Source organism: Actinomycetota bacterium, assembly GCA_035765775.1.
Taxonomy (GTDB): domain Bacteria; phylum Actinomycetota; class CADDZG01; order JAHWKV01; family JAOPZY01; genus DASTWV01.
Genome location: DASTWV010000009.1, coordinates 26,455 through 47,281 on the forward strand (window position 1 = coordinate 26,455; position 20,827 = coordinate 47,281).

The following is a 20,827-nucleotide window of genomic DNA, read 5'->3' on the forward strand; positions in this document are numbered from 1 at the left end:
GGGGCGACCGGGCAGCACACGAAGAAGCCGGCGGCCTACGGGTCGCCGGCCAGCACCACCCGAGCCGCATTGCGCCCGGCGGCGCCCATGACGCAGCCGCCGGGCGAAGCGCCCGACCCGCATAGGAACAGGCCGGGCACCGGCGTCCGGTACCCGAACCGGTTGCCGAAGGCCTGATCGGGCAGCATCGATCCGTGGAAGATGTCGCCGCCGGTCAGGCCGAAACGGGACTCGAGATCGGCGGGCAGCAGCACCTGGGAGCCGATGACCGCCCCGGGCAAGGATGGCGCCACCGCCGACAACGTCTCCAGGACGGCGCCCAGCGCGGCAGCGTGCAGGTCTTCGGGAGCCCCCTCACCGCCCACGGCTGGGGCGTACTGCACAAACGCCGAGGCGGTGTGGCCCCCGGGGGGTGCCAGGGCCGGGTCCACCGCCGTCTGGAAGAACACCTCCATGAACGGCCGCCGGGGCACCGAGCCCGCCGCGGCCTCCTCCCAGGCCCGGTGCAGATACCCGAGCGAGGGCGAGATCAGCAGCGTCGCCCGGTGCTCGTCGCCCCCCGGGCCGGCTCCCACCAGTGGTGGGAGCGCATTGAGCGCCAGGTTGATCTTTATGACCGCCCCGTCCATCCGCCAGCCCCGGACCCGATCAACAAACAAATCGTCGAGCGTGGCCGCCGGCACCAGGCCGAGGAACGTCCGCACCGGATCGGCGTTGGACACCACCACGGGCGCGGTCACCACCGCCCCGCTGTCCAGCACCACGCCGGCGGCGCCACCGGCCCCCATCAGGACCGAGGCCACCGGGCAGGAGGTCCGGATCTCCACCCCGGCCTCCCGGGCGGCATCCGCCAGGCACCGGGTCACCGACCCCATCCCGCCTTCCACTGATGCCCACGTCCCGTCGGCACCGTTCAGCTCGCCGCCGAGGGCGTGGAACGCCATGATCCAGGCCGTTCCCGGGTGTTCGGGTGAAGCGTGGGTGCCGATGATGCCCTGGGGGGCGAAGGCGCCCCGGATCTCGTCGGCCTCGAAGAACGCCCCGACGCAGTCGGCCGCGCTCCCGGCGACCGCCAGGCGCCAGACGTCGCTGCGCCCCTGCCGGTCCAGCCAGGTCTCCACCTCGGCCGGCGTGGGTGGGGAAGGGTCCTCCACCAGCGGCCGCAGGAGGGCGACCGCCCCGTCCCAGAACGCCGACCACCGCAGGTAGCCGTCCCCGTCCGGGCGGTGGATCGCGGCCAGTTCCTCCCGGGTACGGACGCCGTCGCGCCAGACCCGGAAGGACCGCCCGTCGGGCAGCGGGACGAACATCTGGGGATCCTTCGGGCGCCACCGCAGGCCCCGCTCCACGAGGCCCAGCTCGGCGATGATGTCGGGGCGCAGCATGCTGAGGGCGTAGGAGCCCGTCGAGCTCCGGTAGCCCGGGATGATCTCCTCGGTGACCGCCGCCCCGCCCGCCACCGCCGCCCGCTCGCACACCAGCACCCGCCGCCCGGCCCGCCCGAGGTAGGCGGCCGCCACCAGGCCGTTGTGGCCGGCGCCGACGATGACGACGTCGTAGTCGGGGGTCCCGTGCATCATGGTCTCCTCACCCAACCTACTCACCCAACCTACCGTGAGGCGTCCCGACCATGGCCATCCACGCCCCCGCCTTCCCGCCCGATGCCGTCTGGTTGAACGTCGAGCGCCCCCTCACCACCGAGGATCTCCGGGGCCACATCGTGCTGGTCCACTTCTGGACCTACGCCTGCATCAACTGCCAGCACGCCCTGCAGACCCTGGCGGCCCTGGAGCGGGAGCTGGAGGGGGAGCCGCTGGTGGTCGTGAGCGTCCACTCGCCCAAGTTCCCCACGCAGCGGGAGGAGGAGCGGGTGCGCGAGGCGGTACGCCAGCTCGAGGTCCGCCACCCGGTGGTCCTGGACCCCGACTCCTCGATCACCCACAGCTACGCCGTGCGGGGCTGGCCCACCATCGTCTTCGTGGATCCCGCCGGCGCCATCCTGGGCGTCGGCCCGGGCGAGCCCGAGCCGCAGGCGCTCCTCGGGGTCATGCGCCAGGCGCTCGCCCAGTACCGGGTCCAAGGGGTGCTGACCGGCGGGCCGCTGCCGATCCACGTCGAGCCCCCCGAGCCCCGCACGCTGTCGTTCCCCAGTGCCGTGGTGACCGGCACGGTGGCCGGCACCGAGTGCGTGATCGTGGCCGATGCCGGCCACAACGAGGTGGCGGTGTTCGACCACGCCGGGGCCAAGGTCCGCCGCCTAGGGTCAGGGGTGCTCCACCGGCCCTGCGGGCTGGCCCTGGTGGACGGCACCCTCTACGTCGCCGACACCGGCAACCACGTGGTCCGTGCCTTCGATCTGGCCAGCGGCGACGTCACCAGCGTGGCCGAGGCCCCCGGTCTGCGCTCACCCTGGGGCCTGGCCTGGGACGGCAGCCGGCTCTACATCGCCGGGGCCGGGACCCACCAACTGTGGGTCTTCGACCCGGTAACCGCCGACACGAGCCTCCTGGCCGGGACCGGGGCCGAGGGAGGCCGGGACGGCGGGGCAAGCGCGGCCACCTTCGCCCAGCCCAGTGGCCTGGCCCTGGCGGGCGACACCCTCTATGTTGCCGACAGCGAGACCTCCAGCATCCGGGCGGTCACCGACCTGGACGGCACCCCGCAGGTCCGGACGATCGTGGGCCGGGGGGACCTCTTCGGCTTCGGCGACCGCGACGGCGCCGGTCCGGTGGTGGAGATGCAGCACCCGATCGGCATCGCCACCGGGGCCCCGGGGGGCGGGCGCCTGTACGTCGCCGACACCTTCAACCACAAGGTGCGCACCCTCGATGCCGCCACCCGGGCCTGCCGGACCCTCTTCGGCAACGGGGACTCCGAGCTGGCACCGGGCGGCACTCCGGGCACCGGGCTGACCTCGGCCAGCCCCACCCTGCCCGCCTTCATCGAGCCCGAGGGCCTGGCGTGGTGGCCCGGGCCGGACCTCGGCCCGGACAACGGCGGCGAGCTCCTGGTCGCCGACACCGGCAACCACCGCCTCCTGGCGATCCGCCTGAGCGACGGCGCCCGCCGGGTGCTGGTCGGCTGACGCCGCCCGTGACGTGTGGGATGCCCCGGGGCGGAGAACTAGTGGCCGGCCTGGACGGCGTTCAGCGCCTCGTCCAGTGAGCTGACCCCCAGCACGTCGGCCACCGGCCCCTTGGCCTCCTGCGTCTCGCTCGCCGGGACGATGAACAGCCTGGCCCCCTGGTCGGCGGCCCCGATGGCCTTGAGGTCCACGTCGCCCACGTCGCCCACGGCCCCGGCTCGGTCGATGGTGCCGGTGGCGGCGATCGCCCGGCCCCCGGTGTCGAGGTTGCCCAGGGCGTCGGAGATCGCCAGGGCGTAGACCAGCCCGGCGGACGGCCCCCCGATCGGGCGGTCCCGGAACGAGATCGTGAACGGCCCGGATACCGAGATGTCCTTGGTCAGCAGGTCGACGCCGATGGCGTTCAGGCCGTCGATCCGCGAGCTGGTCACCTGCACGGCCACCGCCTGCCCATGGCGCACGATGTGCAGCAGGAAGGCCGTGCCCGCCGGGTGGGAGCGCACCACCGCCTGCAGGTCGAACTCAGTACCCACCGATTGCCCGGCCACCCCGGTGATGAGGTCGCCGGTGCGCAGGACCGAGGCCGCGGGCGAGCCCGCCCGGACCCCGGTGACCTCGGCACCGTGCCCGGTCATGGTCACCTGCATGCCGTCGGCGGTGGCGGCCGCCGCGGCTGCCAGCATGCGGCTCTCCCGGAACAGGTCGTTCTCGAAAGCCTGGGTGCCCACCGCCGACGAGGGGATCAGGGAACGGTGGGGGTGGAAGGCCTCGGCGATGGTGCCGAACAGGGTGTGCTGGTCCGCCCGCACGGCCACCAGCAGGAACCTGCCCGAGACCGGGTGGACGGGCACTCCATTGATGGTGATGTCCTGCGAGATGTCGACCGCGGGGGTCGGCGACGCCACGTAGATGGGCGGGTGGTAGACGAAACCGACGACCAACAGCAGGAGCACGGCCGCCCCGATCCCCCCACCGAGCCGGGCCCGGTGCGCCCGCCAGGGCGACGGCCGGCCGTTCTGGAGCCGGGACTGCAGGGCGCGGGCCACGTCGTCCATGGTCACGATGCCGGCGATGCTACCGCCGCCGTCGACCACCACTGCCGGCCTCGACGCCGCCTGCAGGGTGCCGAGCACCGCCCGGACCGGCTCGTCGGCCCCCAGCCGGGCGACCTGGGCTGCGGGGGTCATGGTCTGGGCGACGGTGCGGGCAGCGCGGTCGGCGGCGGGCACGTTCTCGGCCTGCTCCCGGGACAGCAGGCCGACCAGGTTGCCGGCGGTGGTGACCGGGAACCACGCCGGCCGGGCGCCACCGGCAGCGAGCGCGTCGGCCACCGAGGAGGCCGCCTCGACGGTGCGCGGGGGCGCCATGACGTCCCGGACCCGGGCGGCGCCGAACGCCCGGTCCACGGTCCCGGCGGCCAGTTCGGAGCGGGCCGCTTGGACGATGAAGACTCCGATGAGGCAGAGCCAGAGGCCGGTGGTCAGGGCGTCGGCGGTCAGGTTGGCGATGCCCAGCCCGCACAGCACGAGGCCGAAGCCCTGGCCGAGGATCCCGGTGGTGGTGGTGGCGCCGGCGAAGTTGCCCTTGTGGCGCCACAGCAGCGCCCGCAGCATGCGCCCCCCGTCCAGGGGGAGGGCGGGGACGAGGTTGAACGCCAGCAGCAGCAGGTTGACCGCCGCCAGGTAGACGAGCACACCCCGGACGGCGGCCGGGAGCCCGGCATGGACCGCCGCCCACCCGGCCGCACCGAAGGCGGCGAGCAGGACGGCGGTTACTGCTGGGCCGGCGGCGGCGATGCGCAACTCGGCCCCGGGCGAGGGGAACATGCCGACGAAGCGGGCCACCCCGCCGAAGAGCCACAGCGTGATGCCGTCGATCTGCATCCCCTCCCGGAGCGCCCGGAGGGCGTGGCCCAACTCGTGGAGCACGACCGAGGCGAACAGCGCCAGGGCCGCCACCACGGCCATCACCAGGTAGGCGCCCGAACTCAGGCCGGGGAAGTTCTCCGGGAAGATCCGGGTCTGCAGGGACCAGACCAAGAACACCACGATCGGGACCCACGACCAGCTGATGTCGATGGGGATCCCGCGGACCCGCAGGACCGTGATGCGGGTCGAGTGCACACAATCAGTGTAGGTGAGGCTCTAGGTGCCGACGGTCGAAACGGCTAGTTGTCGGTGACCGCCTCTTTGCCCTTGGCGGCGGCGTCCTTGACCTCGCCCCAGGCTTCCCGGGCCTTGCCCTTGGCCTGGTCCAGGTGGCCCCGGCCCTCGAGCTCCGGGTCGTCGATGTGCTCGCCGAGCTTCTCCTTGACTTCACCTTTGGCCTCGTCGTACTTCGCCTTCACCTTCTCTTCCAGGTCCATGAGGGGACCTCCTTTCGATCGGTTCCTCATGCACCTGCCTACCCACGGTGCCCCCCGACCATGCCCCCAATCGGGGCCTCAGACGCCGGCTTTGCTCCGCACGGCGGGGGCCGCCGCCGCCAGCGCCCGGAGCAGGGCTCCCAACCGGGGCGGGTCGGCCACCAGGTCCGATGCCACGCCCTCGGCTTCCAGCCCCCGGCGGGCCACCCCGCCCACGGCGGCCACGAAGATCCGGGAGGTGAGCGCCCGGCGCAAGCCCTCCTCGACGCCCAGTCCCCGGGCGACCGCAAACAGGTGGGTGGCCTGCACGGCGCTGGTCACCACGATCGCCTGGGCCCCGCCCGCCGCCAGGGAGCGGACGAAGGCCTCGGCCCGCTCGCGGTCGGCGGGGTCGGTCGGCAGGCTCCACCGGTAGGGCGCCACCTCGATGGGGCGGGCGCCTGCCCCGGCTACGGCCTCCGACAGGGCCCGCACCGGCTCGCCCGACAGCTGGATGGCCACGGTGTCGGCGGCCGTGAGTCGCCCGCCCAGCCCGGCGGCGATCTCGGCCGACGTCTCGCCTTCCGGCACCCAGACGGGCCGCAGGCCGCGCTCGCCGAGCGCCGCCGAGGTCTTCTGCCCCCGGGCGACGATCTGGCCGGCCCCCAGCACCCCCAGGAGAGCCTCGAGCTGGCCCCAGCCCGCCGCCCGCTCGAACCAGGCCCGGGTGCCGACGCCGGTGAGGTGCACCGACCACGTGGCGGGCGCCGCCAGGACGGCGTCGGTCGCCGCCCGCAGCGGCCCCTCGTCCTCCACCGGGATCTCCTCCAGGAGGGGAGCCACCAGCGGCTCACCGCCCCACCGGCGGATGAGGGCGGCGGTCTCGATCGCCCGGCGGGTGGCGGGCGCCGCCACCGTCAGCCCGGCCAGGGCGTCGCTGGGCGTCGGTGCGGGGTCGGTGGCCATGTGCGCTCAGGATAGTGGGAGCCCCACCTGGGATCCCGAGCGATCCAGAGCCTGTTCCCAAGCTGTCGCCAGCCCGTTCCCAGACGGCGGCAGTTCACTACCCGACATGAAGCTGCGCTACGGCCTGTCCCTCCTCGCCCTGGCGTTCGGTGCCGTGGCGTGCGGCGGGGCGGCGAAGACAGCGGCATCGACCCCTTCGCCGACCCCGAGTACGCGGGCGCGGGGGCGGGGTGCGGGCGTCGCCGGGACCGTGGCCAGCGTGAAGGGCGGTACCATCGTGGTGAACCTGCGGGCGGGCGGGTCGGCCACCGTCGATACCTCGTCGTCCACCGTCGTCATGAAGACGGTGACCACCACGGTGAGCGCCCTCACCCCCAGCACCGCCGTGCTCGTCACCGGTCCCATGAACGCCGACGGCACCTACACCGCCAACGCCATCACCATCACGCCAGCGGGGGGAGCAGGCGGGTTCGGCGGGTTCGGAGGCGGCGGCGGTGGTGGGTTCGGAGGCTTCGGCGGCGGAGGTAGCGGCGCTTTCAGCCCGCGGCCGGGAGCCTCCGGTGGGCCGGGCGCCGGCCGGGGGCGGGCGGCGGTGGGCACCGTCACCAACGTCAACGGTGCCGACGTCTTCATCCAGACGGCCGCCGGGGCCACAGTCGAGGCCGTCACCTCGGCCAGTACCGTGGTGAGCGAGACCCAGACCGGCGCCCTGTCGGACCTCACGCCCGGCTCCACCATCACCGTGGTCGGGGCCCGGGGCAGTACCGGGGCCTACGCCGCCACCCGGATCATCATCGGGAATTTGGGCCGGGGCGGGGGCTTCGGCGGTTTCTTCGGCGGCGGAGGCAGCGGCACCGCGGCCTGAGCCCGGAGCTGCCGCCCCGGCCCAGCCTTACTCCGCGTCCTCCTGCCGGGAGAACCGCCGGTCCGGGATGAACCACATCAACGCCACCCCGGCATAGAGGGCATAGGCAATCCACGGCTTGATCGCCGAGAGCAGCACCGCCGCCAGATAGATCACCAGTGAGGCGTAGCCCTTGCGGTCGTCGCCGATGGCCCGGGCCACTGCCGAGTCCTTCCCGTTGCAGCGGACCAACGCCTGCACCAGCACCGAATAGGCGACCCCCGCGCCCAGGCACACCGTCCCGTAGGCGGCCGCGGGGAGGCTGTGGTTGTACTCCTTGCTCACCCACTCGGTCATCACCGGGGTCAGGGACAGCCAGAACAGCACGGAGAGGTTTGCCCACATCACCGCACCGTTGATGCCGCGGGCCGCCCGGAGCAGGTGGTGGTGGTTCACCCAGTAGATGCCGACGTAGGTGAAGCTCAGGATGTAGACCAGCAGGGCGGGGAGCTCGGCCCGCATGTCCTTGAAGCTGGAGCCCGCCGGTGCCTTGAGGTTGAAGGCCATGATCGTGATGATCACGGCCATCACCCCGTCGCTGAAGGCCTCCACGCGGGCGGCAGCCCGTTCCTCCCGGCGCTCCGCCGTCCCCTCTTCGCTTGCCATACGGCATCGATTATCCGGCGCCGAGGCCTGTTACCCTGAGGTTGAGCGATCGCTCAAACATCGAGGAGGAGGCCGGCGTGGCATCCCTGCGTTCCACGATCGCCGGGCTGGCCGGTGCCTGGGCGCTGGCCGGGGCCGCCATCGCCCTGCCCGCCCTCCCGAGCTCGACCGCCGATGCCCGACCTCTGGTCACCGCCGCCAGCCTTGCCTTGCCGATCTGTGCGGCCCTCGCCGCCCTGTTCGTCCTCGCCGGCTACCGGGTCGCCCCGGCGGCGCTGCTCCTCGCGTCCATTGCCACCCCCACCTACTTCGCCACCGAGCTCAATCTCCTCCCGGCGGCCCTCGCCGCAGTGCTGGCGATTCAGGCGGTGAAGTCCCGCCGGTCCGCCGGGCCGCTCCCGGCCGCCAGCACCTCGGCCAGGTCGAGGGCGGGCGGGCGGTCCAGCTGGTCGAACGTGCACGACGCCGGATCGCGGTCCGGCCGCCAGCGCCGCAGGTGGGCGACGTGGCGCAAGCGCTGGCCCTCCATGTAGTCGTAGGCCACCTCCACCACCAGCTCGGGCCGGAGCGGTTCCCAGGACTGGTCCTTGCCGTGGCTCCACCGGTTCGGCTCGCCGGGGAGGCGCTCGTACTCGCCCTCGGGCGCCCACGGGTGCGCCTCGCCGGGCTGGATGCGGTAGGGCAGCAGCTTCTCCCGGAGGCGCTGGCGCTCGGCGGCCGAGAACGACGCCGCCACCCCGATGGGCCACAGGAAACCGCCGGCATCGTGCAGGCCCAGCATCAGGGAGCCCACCCCGTCGTCGTTCTTGTAGAACCGGAAGCCACCCACCACGCAGTCGGCGGTGCGCTCGTGCTTGATCTTGAACATCACCCGCCGGTCCTGGACGTAGTGGATCCCAAACGGCTTGGCCATCACCCCGTCCAGGCCCGCCCCTTCGAAGGCGTGGAACCACTCCCGGGCCCGTTCGACCGAGGTCGTGACCGGCGAGAGGAAGACCGCGGAGCCTTGGCCAAGCGGCAGAGATTCAGGCCCCCGGACACCGCCGAGCGCCTCCTCCAGCACCGTCCGGCGCTCGACGAACGGCCGGGCGACCAGGGACTCGTCACCGAGGGCCAGGAGGTCGAAGACCACGAGGGCGGCGGGTGTCTGCTCGGCCAGCAGTTTGATCCGGGAGGCGGCGGGGTGGATGCGCTGCTGCAGGACCTCGAACTCCAGCCGGCCGCCCTGCACTACGATGATCTCGCCGTCCACCACACAGCGCTCGGGCAGCTCCCGGCGCACCGCGGCGACCACGTCGGGGAAGTACCGGGTGAGCGGCCGCTCGTTGCGGCTGCCCAGCTCCACGGTGTCGCCGTCCTTGAAGGTGATGCAGCGGAAGCCGTCGAACTTGGGCTCGTAGTAGGCGCCGCCCGCCGGGCTGGGGATGTCGGGCACCAGCTTGGCCAGCATGGGCTTCACCGGTGGCGTCACCGGCAGGTTCAGGCCCATCTGGCTAGCGCACCCTCACAGCATCGAGCGCAGCACCATCGGCAGGATGCCGCCGTTGGTGTAGTACTCCACCTCGGCCTGGGCGTCGACGCGCACCGTCACCGTGAAGCGGAGCGGGGCGCCGGTGTCCGGGACCGCCTCCACCACCAGGTCCTGGCCGGGCGCCAGGCCGGCGGCGATGCCCCGGATGGTGAAGGTCTCCCGGCCGCTGAGGCCCAGGGACTCCGCCGACTCCCCGGCCCTGAACTGCAGTGGCAGCACGCCCATCCCCACCAGGTTGGAGCGGTGGATGCGCTCGTAGCTCTCGGCGATCACCGCTCGCACGCCTAGCAGCCGGGTGCCTTTGGCCGCCCAGTCCCGGGAGCTGCCCGAGCCGTACTCCCTGCCCGCCAGGACCACCAGGGGAACCCCGTCGGCGGCGTACCGGCTGGCCGCCTCGTAGATGGCCATCGGTTCGCCGCCCAGGAGGTGCACGGTCCACGGCCCCTCGGTCCCGGGTGCCAGCCGGTTGCGCAGGCGCACGTTGGCGAAGGTGCCCCGCACCATGACCTCGTGGTTGCCCCGCCGGGCGCCGTAGCTGTTGAAATCCCGGGGCGGGACGCCCTCGGCGACCAGGAACCTGCCGGCGGGGGAGTCGACCTTGATCGACCCGGCGGGCGAGATGTGGTCGGTGGTGATCGAGTCGCCCAGCCAGGCCAGCACCCGACCGCCGACGATGTCGCCCGGCGGCGTGACCGTAGGACCCACCCCGGCGAAGTAGGGCGGCTCCCGCACGTAGGTCGACGACGGGTCCCAGGCGAACAGTGTGCCGGTCGGGGCGGGCAGCGCCCGCCAGTGCTCGTCCCCCTCGAAGATCCGGCCGTACTCCCGCTCGAACTGGGCGGCCGAGATCGCGCCGGACAGTGCGTGGCTGACCTCGGCCGGGGAGGGCCACAAGTCGGCCAGCATGACCGGTGTGCCGTCCGCAGCGGTGCCGACCGGCTCGGCGGTGAGGTCGATGTCCACGGTGCCCGCCAGGGCGTAGGCCACCACCAGCGGCGGGGAGGCCAGGTAGCTGGCCCGCACCTGCGGATGGATGCGACCCTCGAAATTGCGGTTGCCGGAGAGCACCGCCACCACCGCCAGGTCGCCATCCGTCACCGCCGCGGCCACCTCGTCGGGCAGGGGCCCGGAGTTGCCGATGCACGTGGTGCAGCCGTAGCCCACGAGGTTGAACCCCAGCTTGTCCAGGTAGGAGAGCAGCCCGGCGGCGTCCAGGTAGTCCGTGACCACCCGCGAGCCGGGCGCCATGCTGGTCTTTACCCAGGGCTTGGGGGCCAGGCCCGCCTCCACCGCCGCGCGGGCCAGGAGCCCGGCGGCCACCATCACCGAGGGGTTGGAGGTGTTGGTGCAGCTGGTGATCGAGGCGATGACCACCGACCCGTTTGACACCGCCTCCCGGGAGGGCGGAGAGGCCGCCAGCCGGTCAGCGAAGACCTCGGCGAAGGAGGCCCGCACCCCGGGCAGGGAGCGCCGGTCCTGGGGACGCCGGGGGCCGGCGAGCGACGGCTCCACCGTGGCCAGGTCCAGCTCCACGATCTCGCTGAAGACCGGGTCGGGGTCGTCGTCGGTGCGGAACAGGCCCTGCTCCTTGGTGTAGGCCTCCACCAGCGGCCAGAGGGCGGCCCGGCCGGTCTCCCGCAGGTAGTGCAGCGTCCGGCGGTCGGCGGGGAACAGGGCGGCGGTGGCGCCGTACTCCGGGCACATGTTGGAGAGCGTCGCCCGGTCCTCGATGCGCAGCGTCGAGAGCCCGGCGCCGAAGAACTCGACGAAGCTCCCCACCACCCCCCGGGCGCGGAGGATCTCGGTGAGGGTCAGCACGAGGTCGGTGGCAGTGGTACCGGCCCGCAGCGCCCCGAGGGTCCTCACGCCCACCACCCGGGGCCAGGGGAGGAACATCGGCTGGCCCAGCATCGCCGCCTCGGCCTCGATGCCGCCCACCCCCCAGCCCAGCACCCCGAGGCCGTTGACCATCGTGGTGTGCGAGTCGGTCCCCAGCAGTGTGTCGGGGAAGGCGACCCCGTCCCGCACCGCAACCACCTGACTGAGGTGTTCGAGGTTGACCTGGTGGCAGATGCCCATTCCCGGGGGCACGACCCGGAAGTGGCGGAAGGCCCCCTGCGCCCAGCGCAGCAGGGCATACCGCTCGGCGTTGCGCCGGTACTCGAAGTCGATGTTGAGCCGGTACGCACCCTCGGTGCCGAAGGCGTCCACCTGGACCGAGTGGTCGATCACCAGGTCCACCGGCACCAGCGGGTTGACCCGCTCCGGGTCGCCCCCGCCCGAGGCCACGGCCGCCCGGAGGGCGGCGAGGTCCACCACCGCCGGCACCCCGGTGAAGTCCTGCATCAACACCCGGGCGGGAACGAACGCCACCCGGGCGCCCGGGGCGGGCTGCGGCCAGCCGGCCAGGGCTTCGACGTCGGACGCCGACACGTCCCGGGATCCCTGCCGGCGGAGGAGGTTCTCCAGCAGGATCTTCACGGTGTGGGGAAGGCGGGTGAGGTCAGCCCCGGGCACGCCGTCCAGCCGGTGCAGGCGCACGGGGCCGGAGGGGGTGTCCAGGGTGTGGATGCCGGGGCCGCTCACGACCCCAATCTAGCGCTGCTGATCGCCCCCCTGGCTGCCCTGAGTGTGTGCTGTGGGGCCGGTCCCCGGCCGGACGGGGGTATTCCACAACGACGGGGGCCGGGTCAACTACCTCCTAATACCCCGCCACCCTGGGGAGTTCCATGCCACCAATAACGAGGTCGCCCTGCAGGCCCGCCAGCACGCCCAGCTGGTCAAGAGCTGCACGTCCGGCACCGACCTGGTGCACCTCCGCCACGTGAACCGTGCCATCGGGTTCGAGCAGGACCCCCAGGCGGAGGCCGCCAACACCCTGGCGCGGGCCTTCAACCAGGGCGGGGCGTTTACCGCCGCCGACGGGTCGGTCACGTCGGAGGCGCAGGCCTACGCCCTGTTGCGGGCGGTGTGGTCCAACGACCCCGAGGGCTTCGACGCGGCGTGGGCCTGGAGCCAGGCGCACCTCCTGCGCCCCGACGGGCTGTGCTCGTGGCTGTGGCGGGGTGGTGCCGTGGCCGACCCCAGCAGCGCGACCGACGCCGACACCGACATGGCTTACGCCCTGCTGGTGGCCGGTAAGCGCTGGGGGCGGCCCGCCCTGGAATCCGCCGGAAACCATATGGCGCAGGCGATCTGGGCCACCGAGGTGGTGACCGTCCAGGGGCGCCCGTGCGCGGTGGCGGGGGACTGGGGGTCCAAGGACGCCGTCCTGCCCATCAACCCGAGCTACTTCTCGCCCTTCGCCTACCGGGTCTTCGGCGCCGTCGATCCGGGCCACGACTGGCTCGGTCTCCTGGATGCCGGCTACGAACTGATTGACAGCGCCGCCCGGGCGCCCCTCGGCGGCGCCGCCTCGGCCGGCCTCCCGCCCGACTGGATCGGCCTGGACCGGACCAGCGGGGCGCTGGTGGCTCTGTCGCTGCCCGGCAAGAACACCACCCAGTACAGCTTCGACGCCGCCCGGACGTTCTGGCGGGTGGCGCTGGACGATCGCTGGGCCAACGACGGGCGGGGCGCCGCCTTCCTGCAACGGGCGCAGTTCCTGGGCGAGGAGGTCGGCCGGAAGGGGACGGTGTCGGCGGCCTATGCCCACGACGGCTCGGTCGTGCTGGCCCCGCCCAGCACGGTATCGGTGGCCGGGGCGCTGGCCGCCCTCATGACCATCGACGGTACGAAAGCCGACGCCCTGTACTGGGGCTCGATCGTGGGGGCCGCCACCCCCGGCCCGCACGGGAGCACCTGGGGTGACCCGGCCGACCTGTACGCCCAGGAATGGGCCTGGTTCGCCGCCGCCTTTTACAACAACACGCTGCCCGATCTCTGGGCGGCCCCATAGACCTCCTCGGGCACCGCTGGGGAACGTCGCACGAGCATTCGCCACAGCTCAGGGATGCCCGGCCCTTCCGGGTTCCGCGGTCCTTCTCCTTAATTTTCCCCGGCGGCTGCGCTAGGCCCGAGCCCTGTCGGGCCGGGCCGGGGTGAAGTGGGGGGCCGTGGGTGGCTCCTCGGGCATAGTTGGCGGCGTGGTACAGCCAGTGGATGTACTACTCCACCAACTATCCCCGTAAGGCCCCGGCGCTGGTCCCGGTAGCTCCCCGGCGGCTTCGCCAGCCGTACAATCGGCTCCATGGACGACGAGGCCCTGCTGCGCCGGGCGGAAGCGGCTCTGGCGGAGATCGACCGCACCCTGGGCCTGTCGGACGAGCACGCCGAGGTCCTCGCCGCCCTCCGGATCCGGATCGAGGGCGCCCCCCGGGCGACGCTCGAGGAGATGCTGCGGGTGGCCGGGGACCTGCGGGGCAAGCGGTCGCTGGAGGACCCGGTGCCCGGCAAGGCGAAGCCCTCGCTGGAGGACGCCCTGAAGAAAGCGTCGCCGAAGAAGGAGTGGCCTGGGCTCTGAGCCGGTGGGGCACTCCTGGTTGACGCTCCTGGTTGACCGCTACTCGTTCACGAAGAGCGCCACGCTGGCGGTGAAGCCGTGCAGGAAGTTCTTGCCCCCCACCGGGCCGATCTCCCCGGCGCAGAACATGCCTGCCACCGGGAGCGGGCCGAGGTGGGAGCGCACCGCGGCGACATCGTGATCCGGGGCGCCGAACAGGTTCATCCCCCGGCCGTTGCAGGTGAACAGGAGCGCCCCGGCGATGGTGCTCGGGTCGCCCACCCGGGAGAGTTCCAGGACGCCGAGCGAGCCGTTCAGATCCTCGTCGGCCGCGGAGGCGTCCCGGATGTGGAACTGCACCGTCTGGCCGACGCTCACCGGCTCCCCGATGGCGATCCAGCCGGAGCGCTGGTCGGCGCCGATGACGTTGCGGATGAGGAAGTCGCCCGGCCCGAACTCGGAGGCGTACTCGTCGATCACCACGCCTACATGTAGCCCGTGGCGGGCCCGTTCCTGGTCGTCGGGAGCCAGCGAGCGGAAGAGGTCGCCCAGTTTCTCCATGGGCAGCGACCCGGCGAGGCCCTGGATCACGTTGCCGTCGGCAGCGGTGACCACGGACGTTGCGCCGATGGGCTTGCACCCCTGGGACACCAGGGTCTCGATGCGGATGTCACCGCTGAGCGTCACCCCGACCGCACCCGCGGTGCGGACGTCGCCGTTGTAGACGAGCGCATGATGGCCCCGCCCCCGGCCACCGCTGGCCATCCCACCGATCACCGGGATGGGCGCATCGCCCGCCCGGAGGGCGTTGAGCTGCTCGAGCGCGTCGGTGGGGAAGGTGTAGGGCTCGCCGAGCAGGATGATCGCCCGGGTGTCGTCCGCCACCGGCGGGATGCCCAGGATCGTGGGGCCGTCGTCGGTCTGGGCTTCGCCCAGGACGAAGGGCTCCACCCGGGCGCCGTCCAGCCGGGCTGCCCAGACGCTGAACGCCGGACCGGCCTCCACCTCGCGCCCGTCGCCCACCACTGCCTGGGCGGTGCAGCCGATGACCGCCGCCGGCTTCGCCCCGGTGGCGAGCATGCCGGCGACCTCGGCGATCCGGGCCAGGTGGTGGATCGAGTGGAAGGCCACCACCAGGTCGGGCTGCTCGCCCTCGAGGGCCTCGAGGGCCCGGCCGAGCGCCTCCCGGGCAGCCTCGGGGGCATCGGGGAGGGTCGAGAGGGCAGCGCCGATCCGCATGGCGTTCACCCTACTCCGCCCACCGCCCTACTCGGCCCCGGGCGGCCCCAGGCCGGGCTCGGTCATGCGCCGCAGGTCGAGGGCGGCGTCCACCTCATCGGCCCCCATGAGGCCCCGGGCCACCACGATCTCCTTGAGCGAGGCGCCGGTGGCGTAGGCCTCCTTGGAGACCTCGGCGGCAGCGTCGTAGCCGATCAGCGGCACGAGGGCGGTCACCGTCACCAGCGAGCGGTCGAGCAGGCCCCGGGCCCGCTCTTCGTCGGCCTCGATCCCGGCCACGCATTTGGCGGCCAGCAGGGCGGCGGCGATGCCGAGGGTCTCGGCGGAGAACAACAGGTCGTGGGCCATCAGGGGCATCATCGTGTTGAGCTCGAAGACGCCCCCCAGACCACCGAGCGTGATGGCAATGTCGTTGCCGATCACCTGGGCGGCCACCTGGATCACTGCCTCGGGGATCACCGGGTTCACCTTCCCCGGCATGATGCTGGAGCCCGGCTGGAGCGCCGGCAGCTTGATCTCGGCGATGCCGGTGCGGGGGCCGGAGGCCAGCCAACGCAGATCATTGGCGATGCGTGCGACCGCCACCGCCGCGCCCCGCAGCGCCCCCGACGTCTCCACCACGGCATCCCGGGCGCTCTGCGCCTCGAAGTGGTTGGGCGCCTCGCGCAGGCTGAAGCCGGTCCGCCGGACCAGCTGTCGGATGGCGGCGGCGGCGAACGAGGGGTGGGCGTTGATCCCGGTCCCCACGGCCGTCCCACCCAGCGCCACCTCCTCCAGGTGCGTGCGGCAGCCCGCCACCCAGGTCATGGCGTGGTCCACCTGGGCGGCGAAGCCGGCGAACTCCTGCCCCAGGCGCACCGGCGTGGCGTCCATGAGGTGGGTACGGCCCGACTTCAAGATGTGGTCGAAACGGGCCGCCTTGCCCTTCAGCTCGTTGCTCAGCTCCCCCAGCCCGGGCAGGAGGATCTCCCGGAGGGCGGTGAGGGTGGCCAGGTGCGTGACGGTGGGGATGACATCGTTGGAGGACTGGCAGCGGTTGACGTGGTCGTTGGGGTGCACCGGGTGCCTGGCCCCCCGGGTGCCGCCCAGCAGCTCGCTGGCCCGGTTGGCGATGACCTCGTTGGCGTTCATGTTGGTGGAGGTGCCCGAGCCGGTCTGGAACACGTCGATGACGAACTGGTCGTCGTGGCGGCCGTCCACCACTTCCTGGGCGGCCTCCCGGATCGCCCCCGCCAGGCGGGGCTCCAGCAGGCCCAACTCCTCGTTGGCCTGTGCCGCCGCCCACTTGACATGGCCCAGGGCACGGATGAAGCGCCGGCCGAAGCGCCACGACGAGAGCGGGAAGTTCTCCACCGCCCGCTGGGTCTGGGCGCCGTAGAGGGCACCGGCGGGCACCGGCACCTCGCCCATGCTGTCTCGCTCCACCCGGGTCTCGGCCATCGCCGAGCATCATACGGAGGCGCCTCCCCCGGAGGGGGTCTGACGGTAGGGTGCTCGGATGCTCCTGCTCCTCGTCCGCCACGGCACCACCGCCCTCACCGGATCGACCCTCACCGGGCGCATGCCGGGCGTCCACCTGTCGGAGGAGGGCGCCCGCCAGGCCAAGGGGGTCGCCGAGCGCCTGAGCAGCCTGCCGGTCAAGGCGGTGTACGCCTCCCCCCTCGAGCGGTGCCAGGAGACCGCCGAGCCCATCGCCGCCTCCTACCGGCTCACCACCCGCACCCTGGAGGGCGTGGCCGAGGTGGACTACGGTGCCTGGGCGGGCCGCACGTTCAAGCAGCTCACCCGCCTCAAGGCCTGGCAGGAGCTCCACGCCCGGCCCGCCGACTTCCGCTTCCCGGGCGGTGAGAGCATCCGGGAGGCCCAGACCCGGGGGATGGCGGCGGTCCACGACCTCGCCGCCAAGCACCCCAAGCAGGCAGTGGTGGTGGTCTCCCACGCCGACATCATCCGGCTGATCGTCGCCGGATCCCTCGGCCTCGGCCTGGACCTGTACCAGCGGGTTATCGTCGGGGTGGCCTCGGTCAGCGCCGTGCTCTACGGCGACCGGGTGCCCCGGCTCATCCGGCTGTCGGACACCGGGTCGCTGGAGGAGCTGGCGGAGCGGCTGAAGCCGAGGCGCGAGGACTCGGCCCCGAAGAAGGGGACCGGAGGGAGGGCGGGGAGCCAATGAGCGAGGACATCGAGTTCGACGGCGTCGATCGCATCACCTTCGGCACCGTCGGCCCGCCCGGGCGGCGGACGTTCTACCTGCAGGCCCGGCGGGGCACCGTCATGGTCACGCTCGTGGTCGAGAAGGAGCACCTGGTGGCGCTCGGGGAGGGCACCGAGGAGATCTTCAAGGCCGAGGGCTACCCGGACCCCGCCACCGGGGGCACCGACGAGGACCCCCCCATGGAGCTCGAGGAGCCCATCGAGCCGATGTTCCGGGTGGGTGCGGTGGCACTCGGATTCGCCGAGGACCGGGACCTGGTGCTCATCGAGTGCCGGGCGATGGCGCCCGAGGACGAGGAGTCGCCCGCCGCCCGCTTCTGGATCACCAAGGCGCAGCTGGAGGCCCTGAGCGCCCGGGGCGTGGAGGTGGCCTCCCAGGGCCGCCCGCTCTGCCCGCTCTGCCGGGTGCCGATGGACCCCGAGGGCCACGAGTGCTTCGCCTCCAACGGGCACCGCACGGGCTCCGCGCTGGACTCGTAAGCCGCCCGCCGGAGCCCACCCGGGGCATGACCTGAAACCGCTGCCCTCCACCCAGGAGCTGCTGGCCGAGGAGCTGGAGGTCCTCGGCCTCATGCCGGGCGCGTCGAACTACACGTTCCTGTGCCGCCTGGGGCCCGAGATGGAAGGTGAGGCCGAGGACGGGGCCGGCGAACGCCTGGCGATCTACAAGCCCCGGCGGGGCGAGGCCCCTCTGTGGGACTTCCCCTCCGGGACGCTCTGCCAGCGAGAGGTGGCGGCCTACCTGGTGAGCGCCGCGGCCGGCTTCGATCTGGTGCCCCCAACGGTGCTGCGCGACGGCCCGGCCGGGCCGGGGTCGGTGCAGGCGTTCGTGCACCACGACTTCGACTGCACCGCCTTCGATCTCTACCGGAGCAACGACGCCGATCTCCGCCGCATCGCCCTGTTCGACCTGGTGATCAACAACGCCGACCGCAAGGCCGGCCACGTCTTTGTGGACGTCGGGGGCCACGTGTGGGCGATCGACCACGGGATCTGCTTCCACGCCGAACCCAAGCTGCGCACCGTCCTTTGGGACTTCGCCGGGACCCCGATCACCGACGGGGAGCGGGCGCTCCTCGACCGCCTGGTGGAGGCGCTCACGGGCGACCTGGGCGACCGGCTCCGGCCGCTCCTGGACGCCGAGGAGCGGGTGGCTCTGCGCAGGCGCCTGCGGGCGGCCCGCGGGGCAAAGGTGTTCCCCCAGCCCGGGCCGGGCCGCTCCTTTCCCTGGCCGCCGGTCTGAGGAGGGTCCCCGGTATCGGGTCTACCATGGAGGGGTGACCGAAGGGCGCAACTGGATCGGAGGGCGCTGGGTGCCCGCCGCCTCGGGGGAGACCTTCCCGAGCGGGAACCCGGCCGACCGGGACGAGGTGCTCGGCACGTTCCCCGCGTCGGGCGCGGCCGATATCGATGCTGCCGTCGGCGCCGCTACCGGGGCTTACCCGGGCTGGCGCCGCACCCCCACTCCCCGCCGGGCCGACTACGTCCTGCGGGCCGGGCTGGTCCTCGAGCAGCGCAAGGAGGAGCTGGCCCGGCTCATGACCCGGGAGATGGGCAAGACGCTGCGCGAGACCCGGGCCGACGTCCAGGAGGGCATCGACTTCTGCCTCTACATGGCCGGCGAGGGCCGCCGCTCCTTCGGCAACACCCTGCCCGCCGAGTTGCCCAGCAAGTTCTCCATGACGCTTCGCCACCCCGTCGGCGTGGTGGGCCTGATCACCCCGTGGAACTTCCCCGTCGCCATCCCGCTGTGGAAGATCGCCCCCGCCCTGATCGCGGGCTGCACCTGCGTGTTCAAGCCCGCCGAGGACACGCCGCTGCTGGCCGGGATCTTGGTGGAGGTCTTCGAGGAGGTCGGGCTGCCGCCCGGTGTCTTGAACCTGGTCCACGGCCTGGGGGAGGCCGCGGGCGCCGCGCTGGTCGAGCACCCCGGCGTCGCCGCCATCTCGTTCACCGGGAGCCTGGCGGTGGGGCGGCAGGTGGCCGAGGTCTGCGCCCGCCAGGGCAAGCGCTGTTCGCTGGAGCTGGGGTCGAAGAACGCCATGGTGGTGCTGCCCGACGCCGACCTGGACCTGGCGGTGGAGGCCGCCGCCTGGGGGGCATTCGCCACCAGCGGCCAGCGCTGCACCTCCACCAGCCGGTTGATCGTGCTGCCCGACATCAAGGAGGCGTTCACCGAGGCCCTTCTCGCCCGGGTGGGTGCCATGAAGGCCGGCTCCGGGCTGGACCCCGACGTCGAGCTGGCCCCGGTGATCAACGCCACCCAGAAGGCCCGCATCCTGGACTACATCGCCGTCGGCCGGCAGGAGGGAGCCGTGGTCCTCACCGGCGGCCACGAGCTGACCGGCGGGGTCTACGACCGGGGCAACTTCATTGCCCCGACTGTCTTCGACGCCATGACCCCGCAGATGCGCATCGCCCGGGAGGAGATCTTCGGGCCGGTGACCGGCATCATCACGGTGCCCAACCTCGATGCCGCCCTCGCGGTGGCGAACGGGACCGAGTACGGCCTCTCGTGCGCGGTCTACACCCGGGACATCGGGGCCACGTTCACCGCCATCGCCGAGCTGGAGTTCGGCGTCGTCTACATCAACGCCCCCACCATCGGAGCCGAGGTCCAGCTGCCCTTCGGGGGGATGAAATCCACCGGCAACGGTCATCGGGAGGCAGGCCCGCAGGCGCTGGACGAGTTCACCGAGTGGAAGGCGGTGTCGGTGGACTTCTCCGGCCGGGTACAGAAGGCCCAGGGGATCGACTGAGGCGCACCGGTGACCGAGATCCCGCCCGTGCCGGACACCACCATCCTGCTGGTCGAGGTCGGCTCGACTGCCCACGGCACCGGCCTGCCGGGGGGCGAGGACCACGACCAGATGGGCATCGTCGTCGAGCGCCCGCGCGACGTCCTCGGCCTGCGCGATGGCGGGCTGCCCAGTGTGATGCAGCGCACCCAGCTGGGCGGCCTGCAGTCCGGCCCGGGCGACACCGACCGGACGCTGCACTCGCTGCGCCGCTTCCTCCGGCTGGCCGCCAGCGGCAACCCCTCCATCCTCATGGCCTGCTGGGCGCCGGTGCTCCAGGCCACTGCCGAGGGCCGGGAGCTGCAGGCGATGGGCGACCGCTTCATCGGTCGCCACCTGGTGGCCCGCTACCGGGGGTACATGCAGTCCCAGGCCCGGGAGCTGCTGGCTGCGCCCCCCCTCACCCGCACCTTCAACACCAAGCGGGCCATGCATGCCTGCCGCCTCGGTTACCAGGGCCTGGAGCTACTCACCACCCGGTCCCTGTCGCTGCCGATGGCCGGCGAGACCGCCGGGTGGCTCCGGGCGGTGCGCAAGGGCGAGGTGCCCCTGGGGGAATGGCGCCGGGAGTTCGAGCGCCTCGACGCCAGCCTGGCGGCCGCGCTCACCGACGGCACCATCCCCGAGGCCCCCGACCGGGCGGCGATCGAAGCATGGTCGATCGAGGTCCACCTCCGCCTGTGGGGCGCCGCCTAGCGT

The 20,827-nt window shown here is 72.8% G+C and carries 18 protein-coding genes; 9 read left to right on the forward strand and 9 right to left on the reverse strand.

Going from position 1 to position 20,827, the window contains the following annotated elements; translation table 11 throughout:
• Positions 1 to 35: 35 nt before the first annotated feature.
• Positions 36 to 1,604, reverse strand: coding sequence for an NAD(P)/FAD-dependent oxidoreductase (locus tag VFW71_01345; protein ID HEU5001410.1), 1,569 nt, complete (start codon positions 1,602 to 1,604; stop codon positions 36 to 38).
• Positions 1,605 to 1,630: 26 nt separating this feature from the next.
• Between VFW71_01345 and VFW71_01350 the strand changes: the two genes are divergently transcribed.
• Positions 1,631 to 3,085: a thioredoxin-like domain-containing protein gene (locus VFW71_01350; GenBank protein HEU5001411.1), complete on the forward strand. Its 1,455-nt coding sequence runs from the start codon at positions 1,631 to 1,633 to the stop codon at positions 3,083 to 3,085.
• Between the two features lie 38 nt (positions 3,086 to 3,123).
• Here the strand turns inward: VFW71_01350 and VFW71_01355 are convergent, their stop codons facing one another.
• The 3 genes from VFW71_01355 to VFW71_01365 form a co-directional block, all read right to left on the reverse strand.
• A complete protein-coding gene (locus VFW71_01355) occupies positions 3,124 to 5,208 on the reverse strand; it encodes a site-2 protease family protein (GenBank protein HEU5001412.1) in 2,085 nt (694 codons plus the stop codon).
• A 44-nt stretch (positions 5,209 to 5,252) separates the two neighbouring features.
• Positions 5,253 to 5,450 (reverse strand): CsbD family protein, encoded by a 198-nt coding sequence (locus VFW71_01360; GenBank protein ID HEU5001413.1) that lies wholly within the window; start codon positions 5,448 to 5,450, stop codon positions 5,253 to 5,255.
• A 78-nt stretch (positions 5,451 to 5,528) separates the two neighbouring features.
• The gene (locus tag VFW71_01365; GenBank protein HEU5001414.1) at positions 5,529 to 6,395 is read right to left on the reverse strand and encodes a uroporphyrinogen-III synthase; all 867 of its coding nucleotides are present in this window, start codon (positions 6,393 to 6,395) and stop codon (positions 5,529 to 5,531) included.
• Positions 6,396 to 6,501: 106 nt separating this feature from the next.
• Here VFW71_01365 and VFW71_01370 point away from each other — a divergent pair, with 106 nt between their 5' ends.
• Positions 6,502 to 7,260, forward strand: a complete 759-nt coding sequence (locus VFW71_01370; protein HEU5001415.1) for a DUF5666 domain-containing protein — start codon at positions 6,502 to 6,504, stop codon at positions 7,258 to 7,260.
• A 27-nt stretch (positions 7,261 to 7,287) separates the two neighbouring features.
• On the opposite strand, the gene VFW71_01375 is transcribed toward VFW71_01370, so the two are convergent.
• The 3 genes from VFW71_01375 to acnA all read right to left on the reverse strand — a co-directional run bounded on the left by VFW71_01375 (position 7,288) and on the right by acnA (position 12,022).
• Positions 7,288 to 7,905, reverse strand: coding sequence for a TMEM175 family protein (locus VFW71_01375; protein HEU5001416.1), 618 nt, complete (start codon positions 7,903 to 7,905; stop codon positions 7,288 to 7,290).
• 361 nt (positions 7,906 to 8,266) lie between these two features.
• Positions 8,267 to 9,388, reverse strand: a complete 1,122-nt coding sequence (locus tag VFW71_01380) for an ATP-dependent DNA ligase (GenBank protein HEU5001417.1) — start codon at positions 9,386 to 9,388, stop codon at positions 8,267 to 8,269.
• A gap of 21 nt (positions 9,389 to 9,409) precedes the next feature.
• Complete coding sequence (acnA, locus tag VFW71_01385) at positions 9,410 to 12,022, reverse strand: aconitate hydratase AcnA (GenBank protein ID HEU5001418.1); 2,613 nt, start codon at positions 12,020 to 12,022, stop codon at positions 9,410 to 9,412.
• Between the two features lie 52 nt (positions 12,023 to 12,074).
• Between acnA and VFW71_01390 the strand changes: the two genes are divergently transcribed.
• Entirely contained in the window at positions 12,075 to 13,334 is a 1,260-nt protein-coding gene (locus tag VFW71_01390) for a glycosyl hydrolase family 8 (GenBank protein HEU5001419.1), read from the forward strand.
• 291 nt (positions 13,335 to 13,625) lie between these two features.
• On the forward strand, positions 13,626 to 13,898 hold the full coding sequence (locus tag VFW71_01395) for a hypothetical protein (GenBank protein ID HEU5001420.1): 273 nt from the start codon (positions 13,626 to 13,628) through the stop codon (positions 13,896 to 13,898).
• A gap of 39 nt (positions 13,899 to 13,937) precedes the next feature.
• Here VFW71_01395 and VFW71_01400 read toward each other — a convergent pair whose 3' ends face one another.
• A complete protein-coding gene (locus VFW71_01400; protein HEU5001421.1) occupies positions 13,938 to 15,116 on the reverse strand; it encodes an FIST N-terminal domain-containing protein in 1,179 nt (392 codons plus the stop codon).
• Positions 15,117 to 15,143: 27 nt separating this feature from the next.
• Complete coding sequence (locus VFW71_01405; GenBank protein HEU5001422.1) at positions 15,144 to 16,556, reverse strand: class II fumarate hydratase; 1,413 nt, start codon at positions 16,554 to 16,556, stop codon at positions 15,144 to 15,146.
• Positions 16,557 to 16,614: 58 nt separating this feature from the next.
• Between VFW71_01405 and VFW71_01410 the strand changes: the two genes are divergently transcribed.
• The 5 genes from VFW71_01410 (at position 16,615) to VFW71_01430 (ending at position 20,824) form a co-directional block, all read left to right on the forward strand.
• Complete coding sequence (locus VFW71_01410; protein HEU5001423.1) at positions 16,615 to 17,289, forward strand: MSMEG_4193 family putative phosphomutase; 675 nt, start codon at positions 16,615 to 16,617, stop codon at positions 17,287 to 17,289.
• The gene (locus VFW71_01415) at positions 17,286 to 17,810 is read left to right on the forward strand and encodes a DUF3090 family protein (GenBank protein HEU5001424.1); all 525 of its coding nucleotides are present in this window, start codon (positions 17,286 to 17,288) and stop codon (positions 17,808 to 17,810) included. The genes VFW71_01410 and VFW71_01415 overlap by 4 nt, the downstream gene beginning before the upstream one ends.
• Before the next feature lie 73 nt (positions 17,811 to 17,883).
• Positions 17,884 to 18,573 carry an SCO1664 family protein gene (locus tag VFW71_01420; GenBank protein ID HEU5001425.1) on the forward strand — a complete coding sequence of 230 codons (690 nt, stop codon included), beginning with the start codon at positions 17,884 to 17,886 and terminating at the stop codon, positions 18,571 to 18,573.
• 34 nt (positions 18,574 to 18,607) lie between these two features.
• A complete protein-coding gene (locus tag VFW71_01425; protein HEU5001426.1) occupies positions 18,608 to 20,089 on the forward strand; it encodes an aldehyde dehydrogenase family protein in 1,482 nt (493 codons plus the stop codon).
• Between the two features lie 9 nt (positions 20,090 to 20,098).
• Positions 20,099 to 20,824, forward strand: coding sequence for a nucleotidyltransferase domain-containing protein (locus VFW71_01430; GenBank protein ID HEU5001427.1), 726 nt, complete (start codon positions 20,099 to 20,101; stop codon positions 20,822 to 20,824).
• Positions 20,825 to 20,827 lie beyond the last annotated feature (3 nt).

Excerpts from the sequence above, each read along its gene's own strand:
- VFW71_01400 (HEU5001421.1), bottom strand. The coding sequence starts at position 15,116 with ATGCGGATCGGCGCTGCCCTCTCGACCCTCCCCGATGCCCCCGAGGCT.
- VFW71_01375 (HEU5001416.1), bottom strand. The coding sequence starts at position 7,905 with ATGGCAAGCGAAGAGGGGACGGCGGAGCGCCGGGAGGAACGGGCTGCC.
- VFW71_01415 (HEU5001424.1), top strand. The coding sequence starts at position 17,286 with ATGAGCGAGGACATCGAGTTCGACGGCGTCGATCGCATCACCTTCGGC.
- VFW71_01395 (HEU5001420.1), top strand. The coding sequence starts at position 13,626 with ATGGACGACGAGGCCCTGCTGCGCCGGGCGGAAGCGGCTCTGGCGGAG.
- VFW71_01405 (HEU5001422.1), bottom strand. The coding sequence starts at position 16,556 with ATGGCCGAGACCCGGGTGGAGCGAGACAGCATGGGCGAGGTGCCGGTG.
- VFW71_01360 (HEU5001413.1), bottom strand. The coding sequence starts at position 5,450 with ATGGACCTGGAAGAGAAGGTGAAGGCGAAGTACGACGAGGCCAAAGGT.
- VFW71_01410 (HEU5001423.1), top strand. The coding sequence starts at position 16,615 with ATGCTCCTGCTCCTCGTCCGCCACGGCACCACCGCCCTCACCGGATCG.
- VFW71_01370 (HEU5001415.1), top strand. The coding sequence starts at position 6,502 with ATGAAGCTGCGCTACGGCCTGTCCCTCCTCGCCCTGGCGTTCGGTGCC.
- VFW71_01365 (HEU5001414.1), bottom strand. The coding sequence starts at position 6,395 with ATGGCCACCGACCCCGCACCGACGCCCAGCGACGCCCTGGCCGGGCTG.
- VFW71_01350 (HEU5001411.1), top strand. The coding sequence starts at position 1,631 with ATGGCCATCCACGCCCCCGCCTTCCCGCCCGATGCCGTCTGGTTGAAC.